The following is a 15,877-nucleotide window of genomic DNA, read 5'->3' on the forward strand; positions in this document are numbered from 1 at the left end:
AAGAAGCGATACAGGAGACCTCCATGCAATCTCATCAAGACTCCCGGGACATCGCCGTGCGCCATGACGGCCACGTGGCGATCGTCGAGCTGGTACGTCCCCCACACAACTATTTCGACGAGGCGTTGATCCATGACCTCGTTGCGATCTTCGAACGCCTCGACGACGATGCGTCGTGCCGCGCCATCGTGCTCGCCGCGCAAGGCAAGGCCTTCTGCGCCGGCGCCGATTTCTCGGGCGGCCCCACCGATCCGCAGATGCCGCGCCGGATCTACAAGCACGCCGTGCGCCTGTTTCGCACGCGCAAGCCGATCATCGCCGCGGTACATGGCCCGGCCATCGGCGGCGGCGTCGGACTCGCACTGGTGGCCGATTTCCGTGTGACCAGCGACGCCGCGCGCTTCGCGGTCAACTTCAACCGGCTCGGCATTCATCCGGGCTTCGGGCTGTCGGTCACGCTGCCTCGCCTGATCGGCATGCAGCAGGCTACGAAGCTGTTGTTCACCGGACGCCGGATCACCGGCCGCGAGGCGGTCGAGATCGGTCTGGCCGACGTGCTGGCGCCGGACGACGCCGTGCTCGAGCACGCCGTGATGCTCGCGCAGGAAATCGCGGCATCGGCGCCGCTGGCCGTGGTGTCGACCCGCGCCACGCTGCGCCAGGGCCTGGCCGACGCCGTGTCTGCCGCCGTGGACCGCGAGGCGTCGGAACAGGAATGGCAGGTGCAGACTGCCGATTTCGCCGAAGGCGTGGCCGCCACGGCCGCGCGCCGTGCCGCCGTATTCACGGGGAAATAGTGATGCTGAACCAGTTGCTGCAAACCTTCCGCCTCGCCGAGCTTCCGCCCGAGGCCGAGGCCTTCCGCGCCGAAGTCAGGCAATTCCTCGCAGATCACCAGCCGGCGGCGTCCGCCGAGCGCCGCGCGCGCTCGTGGATGGGCTTCGACGCCGATTTCAGCCGTCGCCTCGCCGCGCGCGGCTGGGTCGGGCTGACGCTGCCGCCCGCCTATGGCGGCGCGGGGATCGATGCGTTCCGCCGCTTCGTGCTCGTTGAGGAACTGCTGAGCGCGGGCGCACCCGTCGCCGCGCACTGGATCGCCGACCGCCAGAGCGGTCCGCAGATCCTGCGCTATGGCAGCGAAGCGCAGCGGCAGTTCTACCTGCCGCGCCTGTGCCGTGGCGAGGCATTCTTCTGCATCGGCATGAGCGAGCCCAATTCCGGCTCCGACCTCGCCAGCGTACGCAGCCGCGCCACGCCGACCGGGACGGGTTGGCGGCTGAACGGGCAGAAGATCTGGACGACCAATGCCCATCACTGCCAGTACATGATCGCACTGGTGCGCACGTCGGGCGCGCCGGAGGACAAACAGAAAGGGCTGTCCCAACTCATCGTCGATCTGTCGCTGCCGGGCGTCACGATCCGCCCGATCCACGACCTCACAGGCGACGCGCATTTCTGCGAAGTCGTCTTCGACAACGTCGAGCTTGCCGCCGACACGCTGATCGGCGAAGAAGGCAGCGGCTGGGAGCAGGTCAATGCCGAACTTGCTTTCGAGCGCAGCGGGCCGGAGCGCATCTACTCGAGCATCGTGCTGCTCGACCTGTGGGCGAACCACCTGCGCCGCCATGGCGCCACGCGCGAAGAGGCTGCCGCGCTCGGTCGATTCGTCACGCATATCGCCACGCTGCGCAATATGTCGGTCGCCGTGACGGCCAAGCTCGCACGCCACGAAAGCCCGGTGGTCGAAGCCGCGCTCGTGAAAGACCTCGGCACGGAGATCGAACAGGCCATTCCGGCCTATATCGAATCCGCGATGGCCGCCGACCCGGACTCGCCGCCCGACCCCGAGTTGTACCGCACGGTCGCATACCTGAGCCAGATTTCGCCGACCTTCTCGCTGCGCGGCGGCACGCGCGAAATCCTGCGCGGCATGATCGCGCGCGCGCTAGGCCTGCGCTGAGACGCCCCCGCAGGCCATATACGGGAGACCACCCATGTTCACAGAAGCCATTGAAGCCATCCTGCAGGACCAATTCACGCCGGCTGCCATTCGCGCGATCGAAGCCGGGGCCGATCCCGCGCCTGCGTGGAACGCGCTCGCCGACGCCGGATTTCTCGAACTGCTAGCCGCCGAAGACGCCGGCGGTGCGGGACTGTCGCTGTCCGACCTCTTTTCGATTTTCACCACCATCGGCAGCCACGCCGTGCCGGTGCCGCTCGCGCAAAGCATCGCCGCCCGCGCGCTGCTCGCACGCACCGATACCGCCGCGCCGGGCGGCATGATCACGCTGGCCCAGTCGTGCCGCCGCGAGGCCAACGGCGCGCTCGTGTGCGCATACACGCCGTTCGGTGCGGTCGCCGACTTCACCCTGGCCGGCACGGCTGACGGTTTGCATCTGCTCGACTGCCGCGGGGCCGAGCGCATCGGCACAGGCGTGCGCGGCAGCCAGCGCGCGACATTGCGCTGGCTGCCCGGCGATGTCGCCACGCCTCTGCCCGGTGCGACCTCCGCCGACGTCCAGGCATGGGGCGCCGCACTCCACGCCGCGCTGATCGCGGGGGCCGCCGCGCGCGTCGGCGCGATGACGCTCCAGTACTGCCAGGACCGCTCGCAGTTCGGCAAGTCGATCGGCAAGTACCAGGCGATCCAGCATCAACTGGCGGTCATGACCGAGCACATCGCCGCCGCCACGGTGGCCGCCGAGCTCGCCTTCGGCACCAACGGCACGCAGCCGCAGCGACTGACGGCGGCGATTGCGAAGGCACGCAGCAGCGAGGCGGCGCAACTGGTAGCCGCGAGCGCGCATGGTCTGCATGGGGCGATCGGGGTGACGCAGGAGTATGACCTGCAATTGCTGACGCGGCGGTTGCACGAATGGCGGGCCGCGCACGGATCGGAGGCGTGTTGGTCTGTCCAGGTCGGGGAAGCCCTCCTGGCCAGTGAAGCAGGCACCGTGGAGTTTGTGAGAAAAGCCACGCTATTGGAGGAGCAAGGCGGGAGGCGGGAGGTGGTAAGCGAAGCACTGCTGAAACTGCGCTTCGGCGCGTATGTCCCTTGTCGCGGCTAGCGTGGGCGTATCAGTTCCGAATCGGGCGCAATCAAGCCACCGATAGTGACAGGGATGCTCACTTCTTTCTCCTGATCGGTTCAAGGCCAATGCCGGATGTACCGTTCGAATTGGATTTCGTGCTACCACCGCCTTTCATGAACCTGCGCCCCCGCCCGTCCGCCCACACGATCATTGGACTGTGTGGGCGGCAGGTTCCTGGCGAAATTACGCCTGGAACACCTGGCGATTGGCCTGTACAAACGCAGCCACGGTCTGCGGCGCCTTGCCCGTGATTTCTTCGATAACGCCATCCGTACCGGAGAAGATTCCGTTCTGATAGTCGATGGCGGTTTCAAGGAAATGCTGGATCACGAACTCAGGCAGCTTGTACTTCTCCAGATGTTCGCGATATTGCTCGAGGGTCGATGGCACATAGGTGATCTCGCGTCCCAGCACCTTGCTGATCTCGCTGGCGATCTCCTGCTGATTCAGCTCGACGGGGCCGAATAGAGAGTAAGTCTTGCCAATATGGCCTGCGGGTTCCGCGAGAATGTTGGCGATCAGACGCGCCTGGTCCTCGGCTGCGATCGGCGCATGACGCCCTTCCCCGTAGGGCAGCGTGATCTTGCCTTCCTGCACCAAAGGATCGAGCACCCACGGAAATGTCAGCCATTCGGAGAAGTACGTCGGGCGAATATGGACTGCCGGAACGTCGGACCAGTCGAGAACGCGCTCGGCAATCCAGTGATCGCGCGCGGCATGGCTCCTGGAATCTTCCCGCGCCGAGATTTGCGACATCTCGACCACGACCTCGACGCCGGCACGCCGTGCGGCATCAGCGAAGTACGAGGTGGCCTGGATGTAGCCGGGACGAACCGGATAGCACAGGTACGCGCCGTCCACTCCGTCCATGGCGCGAATCACGTCGTCGTGCTCGAGGAGGTCGCCGACGAAAATCTCTGCCCCTTCTTCGCGCAGGGCTGCGCTCCGCTCATCCTCCTGGTGTACGAAGGCGCGAACCGCGTGCCCCGCCTTCAGCAGGAACCGGACGGTGTAGACGCCGGTCTTGCCCGTGGCGCCCGTGATGAGGAATTTGCGCTGTTCCATTAATTACTCCAATCTGTGAATGTGTCCGACAGGTTTACATCGCCCCGAGGTGTTGCTTCACATCCTCCAGAATCGCCGTTGAAGCGTCGGCATCTTCAACGACTCTTGACATCGTGACGGCCCCGATCATGGCTGCCAGCGCGAACACGGCAGACGACCTGGCTTCCTGCGGCGGCTTGTCCGCCAGTTGCTTCGCCAGTACGTCGACCAGATCATCAAAACCTTGCGCGGCGGCCGCGCGCGTTTGTTTATCGGCCCTGGCGAGTTCGCTTCCCATTGCCGCCAGAGGGCATCCGCCGGTCGGTGTGTCGCGGTGGGCCTGAGACACGTAGGCTTCCACCATGGCGGCGAAACCGCTGGCAGCCTGACTGTCGCGAGCGACCGTTGTCAGCCCCTCGATCACTTCAGTCATGGCCTGAGAACACGCTTCTGCAACCAACTGGTCCTTCGAGTCGAAATGCCGATAGAAGCCGCCCTGCGTAAGGTTCAACGGAGACATCACGTCGCTCAGCCCCGTCGCCTGGATGCCGTTCAGCCGGAATTCCCGCGCGGCAACCTCGACAATGCGTCGACGGGTTTCCGCCGTCTCGACCTTCGTCTTCCTCATCTCGCCGCTCCTGTTGTGTGTGGTCGCTAACAATCTTAAATAGATTGTAGGTACCATCTAAATGGAAGTCAAGAAGAGAAGCTTGCGCGAAGCGAGTGCGGATTAGTAGACCTGAAGCCAGGGGCCGTGGCGCCCTGGGCAGAGGCCTTGAGACCGTTGATCACGGCGGGTCGCATCGAGACGGTCTCAAACCAACGCGTAAGGGCAGATGATTTGCCCACACCCGACGCTCCCCCAATGCAGGCGTTTCCAGAACGCCCGGCACGGGACGGCGGTCAGACAGAAAGGCGACAAGCGAGCCAAAGAGCGGCACACCTCCCGCCCCTGTCTTCTGTTCTAACTGTGTGGGTCGAACGATCACGAAATACGGTCAGGCTGGCTCTTGCGTCCCGCTTGTGCGATGGCGCGCGGCATCTGCCTCGTAGGTGCGCGAGGCCAGGACGAAGAAGACCGCCGCCGCCAGCGCAAACACGGGCGCCAGCGTCAGTGCCGGCTTCAGGCCGAGAACGTCCGAGAACGCGCCGACGAGCAGGGGGCCCGGCGCGAGGCCAATCAGGTTGTTGGCCAGGGAGATGATCGCCGTCACCGTCGCGCGCACGCCGGGATGGGTGACATCGCAAACGATGGCCCCGGAACAGCCTCCGTGCGCGGCGGCGAACAATGCGCCAAGGAAGATCAGGCCCAGGGCCAGCGGACCGGGCGGCAGCGCGAATGCGGTAATCAGTACCAGAGCCGACAGCACCGCATAGGCGGCGGGCACCAGCGCCCGGCGTCGCGGATGCCTGGCGCTAAGCCGGTCCGCCAGACCGCCGCCAAAGATCATGCCGATGCCGGAAGCCAGCACGGCCACGCCGGCCATCAGCCCTGCCTGCTTCACGTCCATGCCCTGGTAGCGGCCGAGGTATGTCGGCAGCCATGCAATGAGGATCGCCGGTATTGCCATCTGCAATCCGCTCGCGACGTAGGTGAGATTGCCCGAGCGCGCGGCAAACACTTCGCGCGCGATCTGGCCGAGGCGCAGCCGGGCCGGCGCGGCATCCCCCTGCCCCTCGGCGCTCAACGCGGCGGTCTTGTAGTCGCGCACGACGAAGGGATAGATCAGGGCCAGCAGCAGGCCCGGCGCCCCCACGGCAAAGAAGGCCATGCGCCACCCCGCCTGGGCCGCCACGGCGCCCCCGACGACCACGCCGAGTACGGACCCGAACAAGCCGGCCGACAGGAATGCGCCCAGCACCGCGGCGCGCTGCCTGGCGGGAAACACATGGGCCAGCAACGCGGCCCCCGCTGCACCGTAAGCCGCCTCGCCGAGGCCGACGAACATCCGCGCCAGCAGCAACTGGCCATAGCTCTGCGCCAGGCCGCAGGCGATAGTCGCCAGGCACCACACGAAGGCCATCAGCGTGATGCTCTTGACTCGTCCCCAGCGGTCCGAGACCAGTGAAATCGGCACGCACAGCACGCCGACGGCAAGCGAGACCACGCTCACCAGCATCCCGAGTTGCGAGTCGGAGAGCGCCCATTCGGCTTTCAAGGCGGGAAATACCGCGCCGATGAGCTGGCGCGACAGATAGTCGGACAGCATCAGGCCAAAGGTGAGCGCGAACACGACCCACGCATGGGCACGCGACAGCCCGGCGGGCGCGTTCAGGGGGGTGTTGGCCGTTACGGCCGACAGGGTAGTGGTTTTCACGTCTGGCATCCCTTGGGTTAAGCCTACTGGTCGAAGTGCATTCAGATGTACGTCGGCCACGCGCGCATCTCGTGCTGGCCGATGCCGCCGTTACCTTCGCGGCGATGGGTGGCCAATGCTTCGATCAGCCAGGCGCGGGTCTGCTGCGGGGGAATCACGGCCTGTACGCCGAAGGCGCCGGCCAGTGCGTAGGCCGAGGTATCGCGCGCCAGTTCGGCCTTCAGTCGGTCAAAGCGCGCCGGGTCGTCCTCGCGCTTGATGCCGTGGAGCACGCTGACGCCGATCTGCGGGTCCATGAAGCTGGTGTCGGCGCTGGTCCAGGCCGCCACCTCGTCGCTGTTGCGGCCGCCGCCCATGTTGATGTAGGCCTGGCCGTAGCTCTTGCGCAGGATGACTGACAGCTTAGGCACGCTGCACAGTTGCACGGCGTGAATCATGTTCATGATATGCGCGGGTGCAGCCTTGCGCTCGCCCTCGATGCCGACCAGGAAGCCCGGCGTGTCGACCAGGAAGAGGATCGGTATGTTGAACGAATCGCACATCACCAGGAACGACGTGACCTTGCGGCAAGCCTCGGGGTCCATCGCGCCGCCCTTGAACATCGGATTCGAGGCGACGATGCCCACGCTCTCGCCATTCAGCCGCGCCAGGCCGGTCACCGCGGCACGACCGAAGCGATCCTTCAGGTTGAAGAAGCTGCCTTCGTCGACGATGCCGGCGATGACCTTGCGCATATCGTAGGTCTTGCTGCGCGCCGACGGCACGAGTTCGAGGAGCCTGTCCGCGTCGGGCGCGGTCGCCTTGGCAGCCGGGAGGCTCGGCGGGCGGACGCCGGCGTGCGACGGCAGGTAGCCGAGGAAGCGGCGGATTGCCGCCAGCGCTTCCTCGTCGCTGTCGACGATCACGTCCACCAGCCCGGTCTGCTCGGCATGCAGCTTCCAGCCGCCGAGTTCCCCGGGATCGACCGCTTCGCCGATGGCCAGCGACGTGACCCGCGCGCTCGACACCGCGAGGAACGCGCCCTTGCGCATGACCACGAAATCGGAAAGGCAGGTGTACCAGGTCGACGAGCCCAGGCAAGGCCCGAGCACCGCGCTCACCCAAGGAATTTCACGCCGGCGGCAGTACTGCTGCGGGTCCTGGCCGGCACCGGCCATCGCTTCCGCGCCCAGGCTGTCAGGCACACGCGAGCCGCTCGACTCGCCCAGGAAGATCAGCGGCATGCCGCTGCGCGTGGCCGTCTCCTTCAGGCGGGCGATCTTGCGCATGTTGACCGCCGAGGACGACGCGCCCATGACGGTCATGTCGTTCGACACCACCGCCACTCGCCGTCCGTCGACGCGCCCCGTGCCGGTGATCTTGGCGTCGGCCGGCGATGTGCCGCGGTCGGCGGGAAGCACCGAGACCGCCAGCATGCCAGTCTCGCTGAACGAGCCGTCGTCCAACAGTTGCGCGATGCGCTCGCGCGCGTTCAGATGGCCGCTGGCCCGGCGCCGGGCGAGCTTGGCTTCGCCTCCCATCGCCAGGGCCTCACGGATACGGGCGTCGAGCCGGGCGCGTTGTGCCTCGTAGCTGCCAGGGCCCGCTGCGGTATCCGTCACCGGGTCGGGAAGTTCGAGCGTGGTGTCCATGCCGGTGGTCCTCCCTTAGCGCATCGTGCGGCCGACCGGGCCGAGGCGGCGGGCGGTGGCCCGGTATGCGTCTTCGACCCAGGCGCAAAGCAGCGGTCGCGTGCTCGCCGGTTCGATGATGTCGAGCACACCGAAGCGTTCGGCGGTGCGCATCGGCGAGGAGATCGCGTGGTAGTGCGCCTCCAGGTCCAGGCGGTGTGCGACCGGGTCCGCGGCCGCGGCGATGTCCTGCTTGTAGGCCGCGGCAACGCCGCCTTCGACCGGGATCGAGCCCCAGCGTGCCGACGGCCACGCATAGCGGTTCGGCAGCGCGGTGCCCGACGGCCCGTGCCACGGGCTCAGCATGGCGCCGGCCAAGCCCACGCAACGCCGCAGCACGATCGCCAGCCAAGGCACGCCAGACTGCTCGATCGCATGCATGGCCTGCAGCGCGGCGGACAGCGTGCCTTCGCGCTCGGCGTCGGGGCCGGTCATCACGCCCGGTTGATCGGCCAGGTTGACGATGGGCAGGTGGAAGGTGTCGCACAGGTCGACGAAGCGCGCCATCTTCAGCGCGGCGGCGCGCGTCAGGGCGCCGCCCATCACCATCGGGTTGTTGGTCATCACGCCTACCGCATGGCCGTTCAGGCGCGCCAGGCAGGTGATGGTCGAGCCGCCGAAGTCCGGCGACATCTCGAACAGCGAGCCTTCATCGAAGATCGCCTTCAGGATCTTGCGCGCCTGGAACACCTTGCGCTTGTCGGCGGGGATCGCGCGGTTGAGCCACTCGTCGCAGCGATCGACCGGATCCTCGCAGGCCACGCGCGGCGGCTGTTCCCACACATTGCCGGGAAGGTACGAAAGGAAACGCCGCGTGGCCTCCAGGGCCTGCTCTTCGGTTTCGACGGCCAGGCTCACCGCGCCGCTGAATCGGTGCATCGCGTCGTAGCCGCCCAGCCCCTCCTTGTCGATGTCGAGGCCCAGCGCCTGCTTCACTACCGGCGGCCCGCCGGCGAAGACCTGGCTCTTGCCACGAATCATGATGGACAGGTGGGCGGAACCGACCCGCACCGCGCCAAGGCCCGCGCAGGCGCCCAGCGCGATACCAACGACCGGCACGGCGCCGAGCAGCTGCGTCATCGGCAACATGGCGTAGCCCGGGATCTTGGTGTGGCCGAGCTTGTCGAGCAGCTTGACGCTGCCGCCGGCGCTGTCGACCATGCGCACGATCGGCAGCTTGTACTCCCAGGCGTAACGGTCAGCGTAGATCCACTTTTCCGATACCGAGCCTTCGGACGAGCCGGCGCGGATCGTGAAGTCGTCGGCCGCCACCACCGTGCGCCGCGCGTCGATCTTGCCGATGCCGACGACCGCATTGCTGGGCGTGAACTGCTCGCGCTTGCGATCCGCGCCGTATTTGACGGAACCGGCCAGCACGCCGATCTCGGCGAAGCTGCCGGCGTCGAGCAAGTAATCGATACGTTCGCGCGCGGTGAGCTTGCCTTGTGCGTGATGGCGCGCGACCTGCTCCTCGCCGCCGAGTGCATGCGCGATGGCGCGGCGCTGTGTCAGCTCATGGAGCTCGTCCGTCCATTCGCCATTGGCAGGTTGGGTTGCAGGTTGGGTTGGAGACTGCGTTGCGGGCTGGGTTGCCTGAGTCGTGTTCATTTGGAAATCGCTCCTTCTGCATGGCGCGCCAGGTAGGCGTCGCGCAAGTCGTTCTTGGTCACCTTGCCGGCATGGTTGCGCGGCAGCGCGTCGACAAACTCGATCACGCGTGGCTTCTTGTAGCCGGCGATCAGCCCGGCGCAATGGCGGCCGAGCGCATCGGCGTCGCCGCCCTGTCCGGGCCGGCGCACCACGAATGCCGCGACCACCTCGCCCCACTCGGCGTCGGGCAGGCCCAGCACCGCCACCTCCGCTACAGCCGGATGCGCGTGCAGCGCGTCCTCGACTTCGCGCGCATAGACGTTGAAGCCGCCGCTGATCATCATGTCCTTGTTGCGGCCGACGATGTAGAGAAAGCCTTCGTCGTCGAAGCGGCCAAGGTCGCCGCTGTAATACCAGCCGTCACGGATGGATTCGCGCTCCAGGTCTGGCCGGCGCCAGAACGCCACGGCGCCGATGCCCTGGTGCGCCAGTGCGATCTCGCCCACCTCACCGGTCTGCAAGGCTTGCCCGTCGGCATCGCGCACCGTGATCCCGACATTCATGGTCGGCCGGCCGCACGAGGCGATGCGCGCCGAGGGCTGGCCGTGCTCCAGGTGCTCGTGCGGGTAGAGCACGGACAAGGGCTGGACCGCTTCGGTCATGCCGTATTGCTGGCGCAGGATCGGACCCAGCCGCTGCAGCGCCTCATGGATCGTGCTGGTTGGCGTCGGCGCGGTGCCGTAGTGCACGCGCCGCAGGGCAGACACGTCCGCGGCGGGGTTGGCGGCCAGCGCTTCAAGCAGGCGGCTCAGCATGGTAGGCACCACCATCAACTGGGTGATGCGATCGCTGGCGATCTGCGCCAGCACCTGCCCGGCATCGAAGCGGTCGGCCACGATATTGCGTGCCCCACGCAAGTAGCACGGCAGCAGGTGCACCCCGGCCGCGTGTGTGAGCGGGCCGGCGTGAAGCATCGCGTCATCGATGCCGAGGCCGTATTCCATGGCACCAAACTGGTTGGCCAGGCGTGCTTCCCAGCGCTCGATGCTATAGGCAACGCCCTTCGGCTGGCCGGTCGTCCCCGAGGTGTAGGCGATTCGCAGCAGCAGACCGGCCGGCACCTCAAGGCCCGGGAAACGGTCCGAAGCGCGGGCGAGCAGCGCATCGAACCCGAGCACGCCGGCGTCATGCCAGCCCACGCCGATCACGTGCCGCAGCGACGGCACGTGATGGCGCACCTGCTGCGCAATCTCGCGAAACTCGGCGCCGGCGATCAGCACCGAAGCCTCGGCGTCGTTGAGGATCGCCGCCTGCTCGCGCAAGGTGTGGCGCGCGTTCAGGGCCACGTAGGCCTGCGCCGCCTTTTCGGCGCCGAACTGGCTGTCGATGCTCTCCACCGAGTTGTTGAGCAGCACGGCAAGCCGTTCGCCGGGACGCAGTTCCAGGCCGATCAGCGCGTTGGCGAGCTGATTGCTGCGCCGTTCGATCTGCGTATAGCTGAAGCTGCGGTCGCGGAACACGACCGCGGGCCGGTCGCGAAACTGCGCTGCGGCCCATGACAGGGCATGGCCTGCGATTCTCTTTGCACTCATTGGAGCAAGTCCTTTGTTCGGAGGGCGGCACTCGCCCTTTCGTGTCCGGCGGCTTCGCGCCCGGCGCTCGCCGTGTCCGCCTCCAGTTGCCTCACGGCTTCGTGGCGCGAAGCGTCGATCAGTTGTTCGATGGCATTGGCCGCGCGGTTCGCGTCGCCGGCCTTCAGGTCGTTCAGCAGCGTCCGCCAGATGCGTGCCGATGCTTCGCGTCGCGCCGCGGTGGCCAGCCCGAGCCTGGCGTAGCGCCGCGTCTGCCGCGCCAGCGAGCCCAGGATTTCAGCGAGCCGCTCGTTGCCGGAACTGTCGGCCAGCATGCGGCCCAGGCGGTCGATGATGGCGAGATAGGCGTCGCCCGGGCCGCAGCCCTGCACCACCGTTTCAAGCTCGCGCACTTCGGCGTCGATCCAGGCAATGACCGCATCGTTGCGGCGGCCAAGCCGGCGGATCATCGCGGCCACCAGGTCGCGGCGGATATCGAAGAGGTCGCAGACCTCCTTGATGGAGAGCTGCGTGACGTGGGCGCCACGATTGGGCAGGATGCGCACGACCGAGTCCTTCTCCAGGATGCGCAACGCTTCGCGCACCGGTCCGCGGCTCACCGCGAACTGCTCGGCGAGCGTTTCTTCGCGGATGCGTTCGCCCGGCGCGTACTCGCCCCGTTCGATGGCCGCGAAGATGCGCTCTGCGATCTGCTCCGGCACCGTCTGCAAGTGATGGCTCGCGCCGGCGCGCATCGGCGCCCCTTGCGAGTCCCCTGCCGCGTCCGGGTGCTTCATGGCGCTCACTCTTCTTCGAAGACCGCGATTTCCTGCCCTTCGCGCACCGGCTCGCCCTCGGCGATCAGCAGCTTGAGGACCCTGCCGACTTCGGGCGCCAGCACCGGGATCTCCATCTTCATCGATTCGAGAATCATGATGGTGTCGTCGGCCTGCAGCGCGGTGCCTGGTTCCACCACTACCTTCCACACGGTGCCGGTGATCTCGGATCGAATCGTCTCTGTCGTCATGTCGAGTTCCTGAATTAGCCCGACCCCACGTCGGATGACTGGACTTTATTCTACATTACGATTGTTGACAATAGGAATGTGAGCATGATTTAATGAATCCATGCGCTGACGAAGACGCGCACACTTCCGTAGATGGAGACAAAGCCATGCCCCTTTCCCATACCGACGTACGTCGTATCCTCGAAATCCTCGACAGCGCTGAACACCTGGAATCGCTGGACGTGACGGTCGGCGAGTTCGCGCTGCATGCCCGCAAGCCCGGGGCCGCGGCGTTCGCGCCAGAGCGGGCACCGCAGTCCGCCGCCCCGCGCGCCGCCGTGCCTGCGGCGCAAGCCCCCGGCACCACCGGTGCGTCTGCCGCGCCACCCCCTCTTGAAGACGTGCCTGCGGGCCTGGTTGCGGTACGCGCGCCGATGGTCGGCACCTTCTATCTGCACCCCAGCCCCGACCAGCCGGCCTTTGTCGCGGTGGGCAGCACGGTCGATATCGGCGACACGGTGTGTCTGGTCGAGGTGATGAAGATGTTCAACTCGGTCAAGGCCGAAGTGGCAGGCACCGTCGAGCGCATCGTGGTCGAGGACGGCAAGCCGGTGCAGCACGGCCAGATCGTGATGCTGATGAAGCCGGCACAGGAGGGCTGAATATGAACAACAATGCACAAGCCCCCGTGGCAAAGCGCGATATCCGGCGCGTGTTCGTCGCCAACCGTGGCGAAATCGCCGTGCGCGTGATTCGCGCCTGCCGCACCCTGGGTATCGAGGCGGTGGCAGGTGTCTCCGAAGCGGACACCGATACGCTAGCCGCCAGGCTGGCCGACGAAATGGTCGTGCTCGGTCCCCCGCTCGCTGCCGAGAGCTACCTGCGTGCCGACAAGATCGTCGAGGCGGCTTTGCGCACTGGCTGCGACGCGGTGCATCCCGGCTACGGCTTCCTGTCCGAACGCTCGTCGTTCGTGCGCGCCTGCATCAAGGCCGGGCTGGTGTTCGTGGGGCCGTCTGCCGAAGCCATCGATGCGATGGGTGACAAGATCACCGCCGTGGGCCTGGCCGAGCAGGCTGGCGTACCGCGCGTACCCGGCTCCGGCGCGCTGGCCGATGTGGCGCATGCGCGCCACGTCGGGGCGCAGATCGGCTACCCGGTGCTGATCAAGGCCACCGCCGGCGGCGGCGGGCGCGGCATGCGGGTGGTCAGGGAAGAAAGCGAACTTGAATCGCTGATGAGCTCGGCCGCCAACGAGGCGCAGTCCGCGTTCGGCGACGCCACGCTGTATATGGAGAAATTCATCGAGCATGCGCGCCATATCGAGATCCAGGTGATGGCCGATGCGCACGGCAACGTGGTCTACCTTGGCGAACGCGAATGCTCGACGCAGCGCCGCCACCAGAAGCTGATCGAAGAGGCACCCTCCCCGGCGGTCGATGCGGCAATGCGCCAGGCCATGGGCGAGTGCGCGGTGAGCCTGACACGTAACGCCGGCTACTGCGGCGCGGGCACGATCGAGTTCGTGGTCGACCAGCGCGATAACAAGTACTTCTTCCTGGAGATGAACACGCGCATCCAGGTCGAGCACCCGGTGACGGAGATGATCACCGGCTTCGACCTGGTCGCCGAGCAGATCCGGGTTGCGGCCGGGCTGCCGCTGTCGTTCACGCAGGACGACGTCCAGCTGCAGGGACATGCCATCGAATGCCGCATCAACGCCGAGGACCCGGACCGCAACTTCCTGCCGCGTCCGGGGCTGATCTCGCGCTGGGACGTGCCAAGCGGCGAAGGCATCCGCGTCGATACGCATTGCTATGCCGGCTACACCGTGCCGCCCTACTACGATTCGCTGCTCGGCAAGCTGATCGTGCATGCGGCCACGCGCGAGCAAGCCATCGCGCGCATGCGCGCCGCACTGGAAGGCCTGCAGGTCGAAGGCCCGACCACGACCGCGCGCTTCCATGACGCCGTGCTGGCGCATGAAGACTTCGTCGGCGGCCGGGTCACGACGCGCTGGGTCGAAGATACCTTCCTGCCGCAGCGCAAGGCGGAGCAAAAGGCCGCTGCGCAGGCCGCCAAGCAGGCACTGGCTGCCGCCGAGGTGAAGTCATGAGCACGCCCGCCCTGCGTTACACCGACGTCAGCCTGACCGACGGCCAGAGCGCGCGCTGGGCCGGCGCCATGACGACCCCGATGATGCTTGCCGTCGCCGCGCGGCTGGCGGCGGCCGCCCCGGCGGCGATCGAAGTCGCCTCCCCGGCCACGCTGCAGCAATGCGTGACGAGGGGCGAAGACCCCTGGCAGCGCATCGCGCTGCTGCGCGAACGCTGCCCCGGCATTGCGCTGCGCGCCGCCATTGCGCTGCTGACGGAACATGGCAGGCGCGGCATCGATGTGCTACCGACCGAGGCCGTCACGCTGTGGTTGCGCGAACTGGCGCAGCGCGGCGTGTCCGAGATCGTGCTGCTCGACCCGATGGTGGAGATCGCGCGTATCGCGCCGGTGCTGAAGGCTGGCAAGGCGCTCGGCCTGACCATGATCGCGGCCCTGCCGTTCGCGCCCGGCTCCACGCACAGCGACGATGCGTTGCAGGAGCAGGCCGCGGCCCTGGCCGAGGCAGGCGCGGCCCGCGTGATGCTGCGCGACGAAGCCGGCCTGCTGACCCCGGACCGCCTGGCCACGCTGCTGCCCGCGCTGCGCGCGGGACTGGGCACGGGACCGGGCGCCACGCCGCTGGATCTGCATCTGCGCTGCCAGACCGCGCTCGGTCCCATGGTTGCGCTGGAGGCGATACGGCTGGGTATCGCCGGGCTCGACACCGCGTTCGCGCCGCTCGCCAACGGCGCCTCGGTGCCGGCGCTGGGCACGCTGCTGAAATCGCTGCGCATGCTGGCCCTGGGAACACCGGCGAGCGAGCAGACACTGCACGCCGTGGGCGACGCCGGCCGCCTGCTCGCGGAACTGGCCGATCGCCACGGCTTCGCGCCGGCCCGCCCGTGGGTCTTTGACCTCGCCCCCTACGCACACCAGTTGCCGGGCGAAGTCGCTGCGCAGTGCATGCAACGGCTGGCCGAACTGGGGCTGACGCACAAGCTGCACGCCTTTGCCAACGAGTGCGCGCTGGTCCGCAGCGAGATCGGCATGCCGCCGATGCTGGCGCCGTTCGCGCGGCCGATTGCGGAACAGGCGCTGCGGCACCTGCAGGGCCTGCCGCGCTATGCCGAGCTTCGGCCCGGCGTGCGCCGCGCCTTGCAGCAGGTTCACGGCGCGGCGGCAGGCAATGTCGACGCCGGGTTGCTCCAGCGTGTCGGTGCGGTGCCCAAGGCAGCGGCACCATCGCTCGCCGCATTGCGCGCGGCACATCCCACGTCGAATGACGCGGCGCTGGTGCTCTTCCTTGCCTGCGGCGTCGCACCGGAATCGCTTCCTGCACCGGCTTCACCAGACGCGCTGCGTTATGTACCCACCACGCCAGCGGATGCACTCCTGGCCGGACTCACGGCACGCGCCGCACCCTATGCGCAACTCAGCGTGCAGGGCCCCGGCGTTTCGATCCAACTCCAGGGCACGGAGGGCTGAACTC

14 protein-coding genes are annotated in these 15,877 nt (G+C 67.2%); 6 read left to right on the top strand and 8 right to left on the bottom strand.

Annotated features, from left to right (window positions below; translation table 11 throughout):
• Positions 1–23 precede the first annotated feature (23 nt).
• The 3 genes from AC1DKV_RS18450 to AC1DKV_RS18460 are packed head-to-tail and all read left to right on the top strand — an operon-like array spanning position 24 to position 3,068.
• On the top strand, positions 24–797 hold the full coding sequence (locus AC1DKV_RS18450) for an enoyl-CoA hydratase/isomerase family protein (RefSeq protein ID WP_441615901.1): 774 nt from the start codon (positions 24–26) through the stop codon (positions 795–797).
• Between the two features lie 5 nt (positions 798–802).
• Positions 803–1,960 (top strand): acyl-CoA dehydrogenase family protein, encoded by a 1,158-nt coding sequence (locus tag AC1DKV_RS18455; RefSeq protein WP_441616498.1) that lies wholly within the window; start codon positions 803–805, stop codon positions 1,958–1,960.
• Positions 1,961–1,994: 34 nt separating this feature from the next.
• Positions 1,995–3,068, top strand: a complete 1,074-nt coding sequence (locus AC1DKV_RS18460; RefSeq protein WP_441615903.1) for an acyl-CoA dehydrogenase family protein — start codon at positions 1,995–1,997, stop codon at positions 3,066–3,068.
• A 207-nt stretch (positions 3,069–3,275) separates the two neighbouring features.
• Here AC1DKV_RS18460 and AC1DKV_RS18465 read toward each other — a convergent pair whose 3' ends face one another.
• The 8 genes from AC1DKV_RS18465 to AC1DKV_RS18500 all read right to left on the bottom strand — a co-directional run bounded on the left by AC1DKV_RS18465 (position 3,276) and on the right by AC1DKV_RS18500 (position 12,312).
• On the bottom strand, positions 3,276–4,157 hold the full coding sequence (locus AC1DKV_RS18465; RefSeq protein WP_441615905.1) for an NmrA family NAD(P)-binding protein: 882 nt from the start codon (positions 4,155–4,157) through the stop codon (positions 3,276–3,278).
• Between the two features lie 34 nt (positions 4,158–4,191).
• Positions 4,192–4,764: a TetR/AcrR family transcriptional regulator gene (locus AC1DKV_RS18470; RefSeq protein WP_441615907.1), complete on the bottom strand. Its 573-nt coding sequence runs from the start codon at positions 4,762–4,764 to the stop codon at positions 4,192–4,194.
• Positions 4,765–5,134: 370 nt separating this feature from the next.
• The gene (locus AC1DKV_RS18475; RefSeq protein WP_441615909.1) at positions 5,135–6,454 is read right to left on the bottom strand and encodes an MFS transporter; all 1,320 of its coding nucleotides are present in this window, start codon (positions 6,452–6,454) and stop codon (positions 5,135–5,137) included.
• A 41-nt stretch (positions 6,455–6,495) separates the two neighbouring features.
• On the bottom strand, positions 6,496–8,085 hold the full coding sequence (locus AC1DKV_RS18480; protein WP_441615911.1) for an acyl-CoA carboxylase subunit beta: 1,590 nt from the start codon (positions 8,083–8,085) through the stop codon (positions 6,496–6,498).
• Positions 8,086–8,100: 15 nt separating this feature from the next.
• Complete coding sequence (locus AC1DKV_RS18485; RefSeq protein ID WP_441615913.1) at positions 8,101–9,732, bottom strand: acyl-CoA carboxylase subunit beta; 1,632 nt, start codon at positions 9,730–9,732, stop codon at positions 8,101–8,103.
• A complete protein-coding gene (locus tag AC1DKV_RS18490; RefSeq protein ID WP_441615915.1) occupies positions 9,729–11,306 on the bottom strand; it encodes a class I adenylate-forming enzyme family protein in 1,578 nt (525 codons plus the stop codon). Before AC1DKV_RS18490 ends, AC1DKV_RS18485 begins: the two co-directional genes overlap by 4 nt.
• Positions 11,303–12,082 carry a GntR family transcriptional regulator gene (locus AC1DKV_RS18495; protein WP_441615917.1) on the bottom strand — a complete coding sequence of 260 codons (780 nt, stop codon included), beginning with the start codon at positions 12,080–12,082 and terminating at the stop codon, positions 11,303–11,305. The genes AC1DKV_RS18490 and AC1DKV_RS18495 overlap by 4 nt, the downstream gene beginning before the upstream one ends.
• Before the next feature lie 5 nt (positions 12,083–12,087).
• Positions 12,088–12,312 carry a biotin/lipoyl-binding carrier protein gene (locus tag AC1DKV_RS18500; protein WP_441615919.1) on the bottom strand — a complete coding sequence of 75 codons (225 nt, stop codon included), beginning with the start codon at positions 12,310–12,312 and terminating at the stop codon, positions 12,088–12,090.
• A 146-nt stretch (positions 12,313–12,458) separates the two neighbouring features.
• Between AC1DKV_RS18500 and accB the strand changes: the two genes are divergently transcribed.
• The 3 genes from accB to AC1DKV_RS18515 are packed head-to-tail and all read left to right on the top strand — an operon-like array spanning position 12,459 to position 15,873.
• Positions 12,459–12,953, top strand: a complete 495-nt coding sequence (accB, locus tag AC1DKV_RS18505) for an acetyl-CoA carboxylase biotin carboxyl carrier protein (RefSeq protein WP_441615921.1) — start codon at positions 12,459–12,461, stop codon at positions 12,951–12,953.
• A gap of 2 nt (positions 12,954–12,955) precedes the next feature.
• Positions 12,956–14,407 carry an acetyl-CoA carboxylase biotin carboxylase subunit gene (gene accC / locus AC1DKV_RS18510; RefSeq protein WP_441615922.1) on the top strand — a complete coding sequence of 484 codons (1,452 nt, stop codon included), beginning with the start codon at positions 12,956–12,958 and terminating at the stop codon, positions 14,405–14,407.
• Positions 14,404–15,873 (top strand): hypothetical protein, encoded by a 1,470-nt coding sequence (locus tag AC1DKV_RS18515; RefSeq protein WP_441615924.1) that lies wholly within the window; start codon positions 14,404–14,406, stop codon positions 15,871–15,873. Before accC ends, AC1DKV_RS18515 begins: the two co-directional genes overlap by 4 nt.
• Positions 15,874–15,877 lie beyond the last annotated feature (4 nt).

The sequence above is a fragment of the Cupriavidus sp. 05T41 genome (assembly GCF_056396525.1).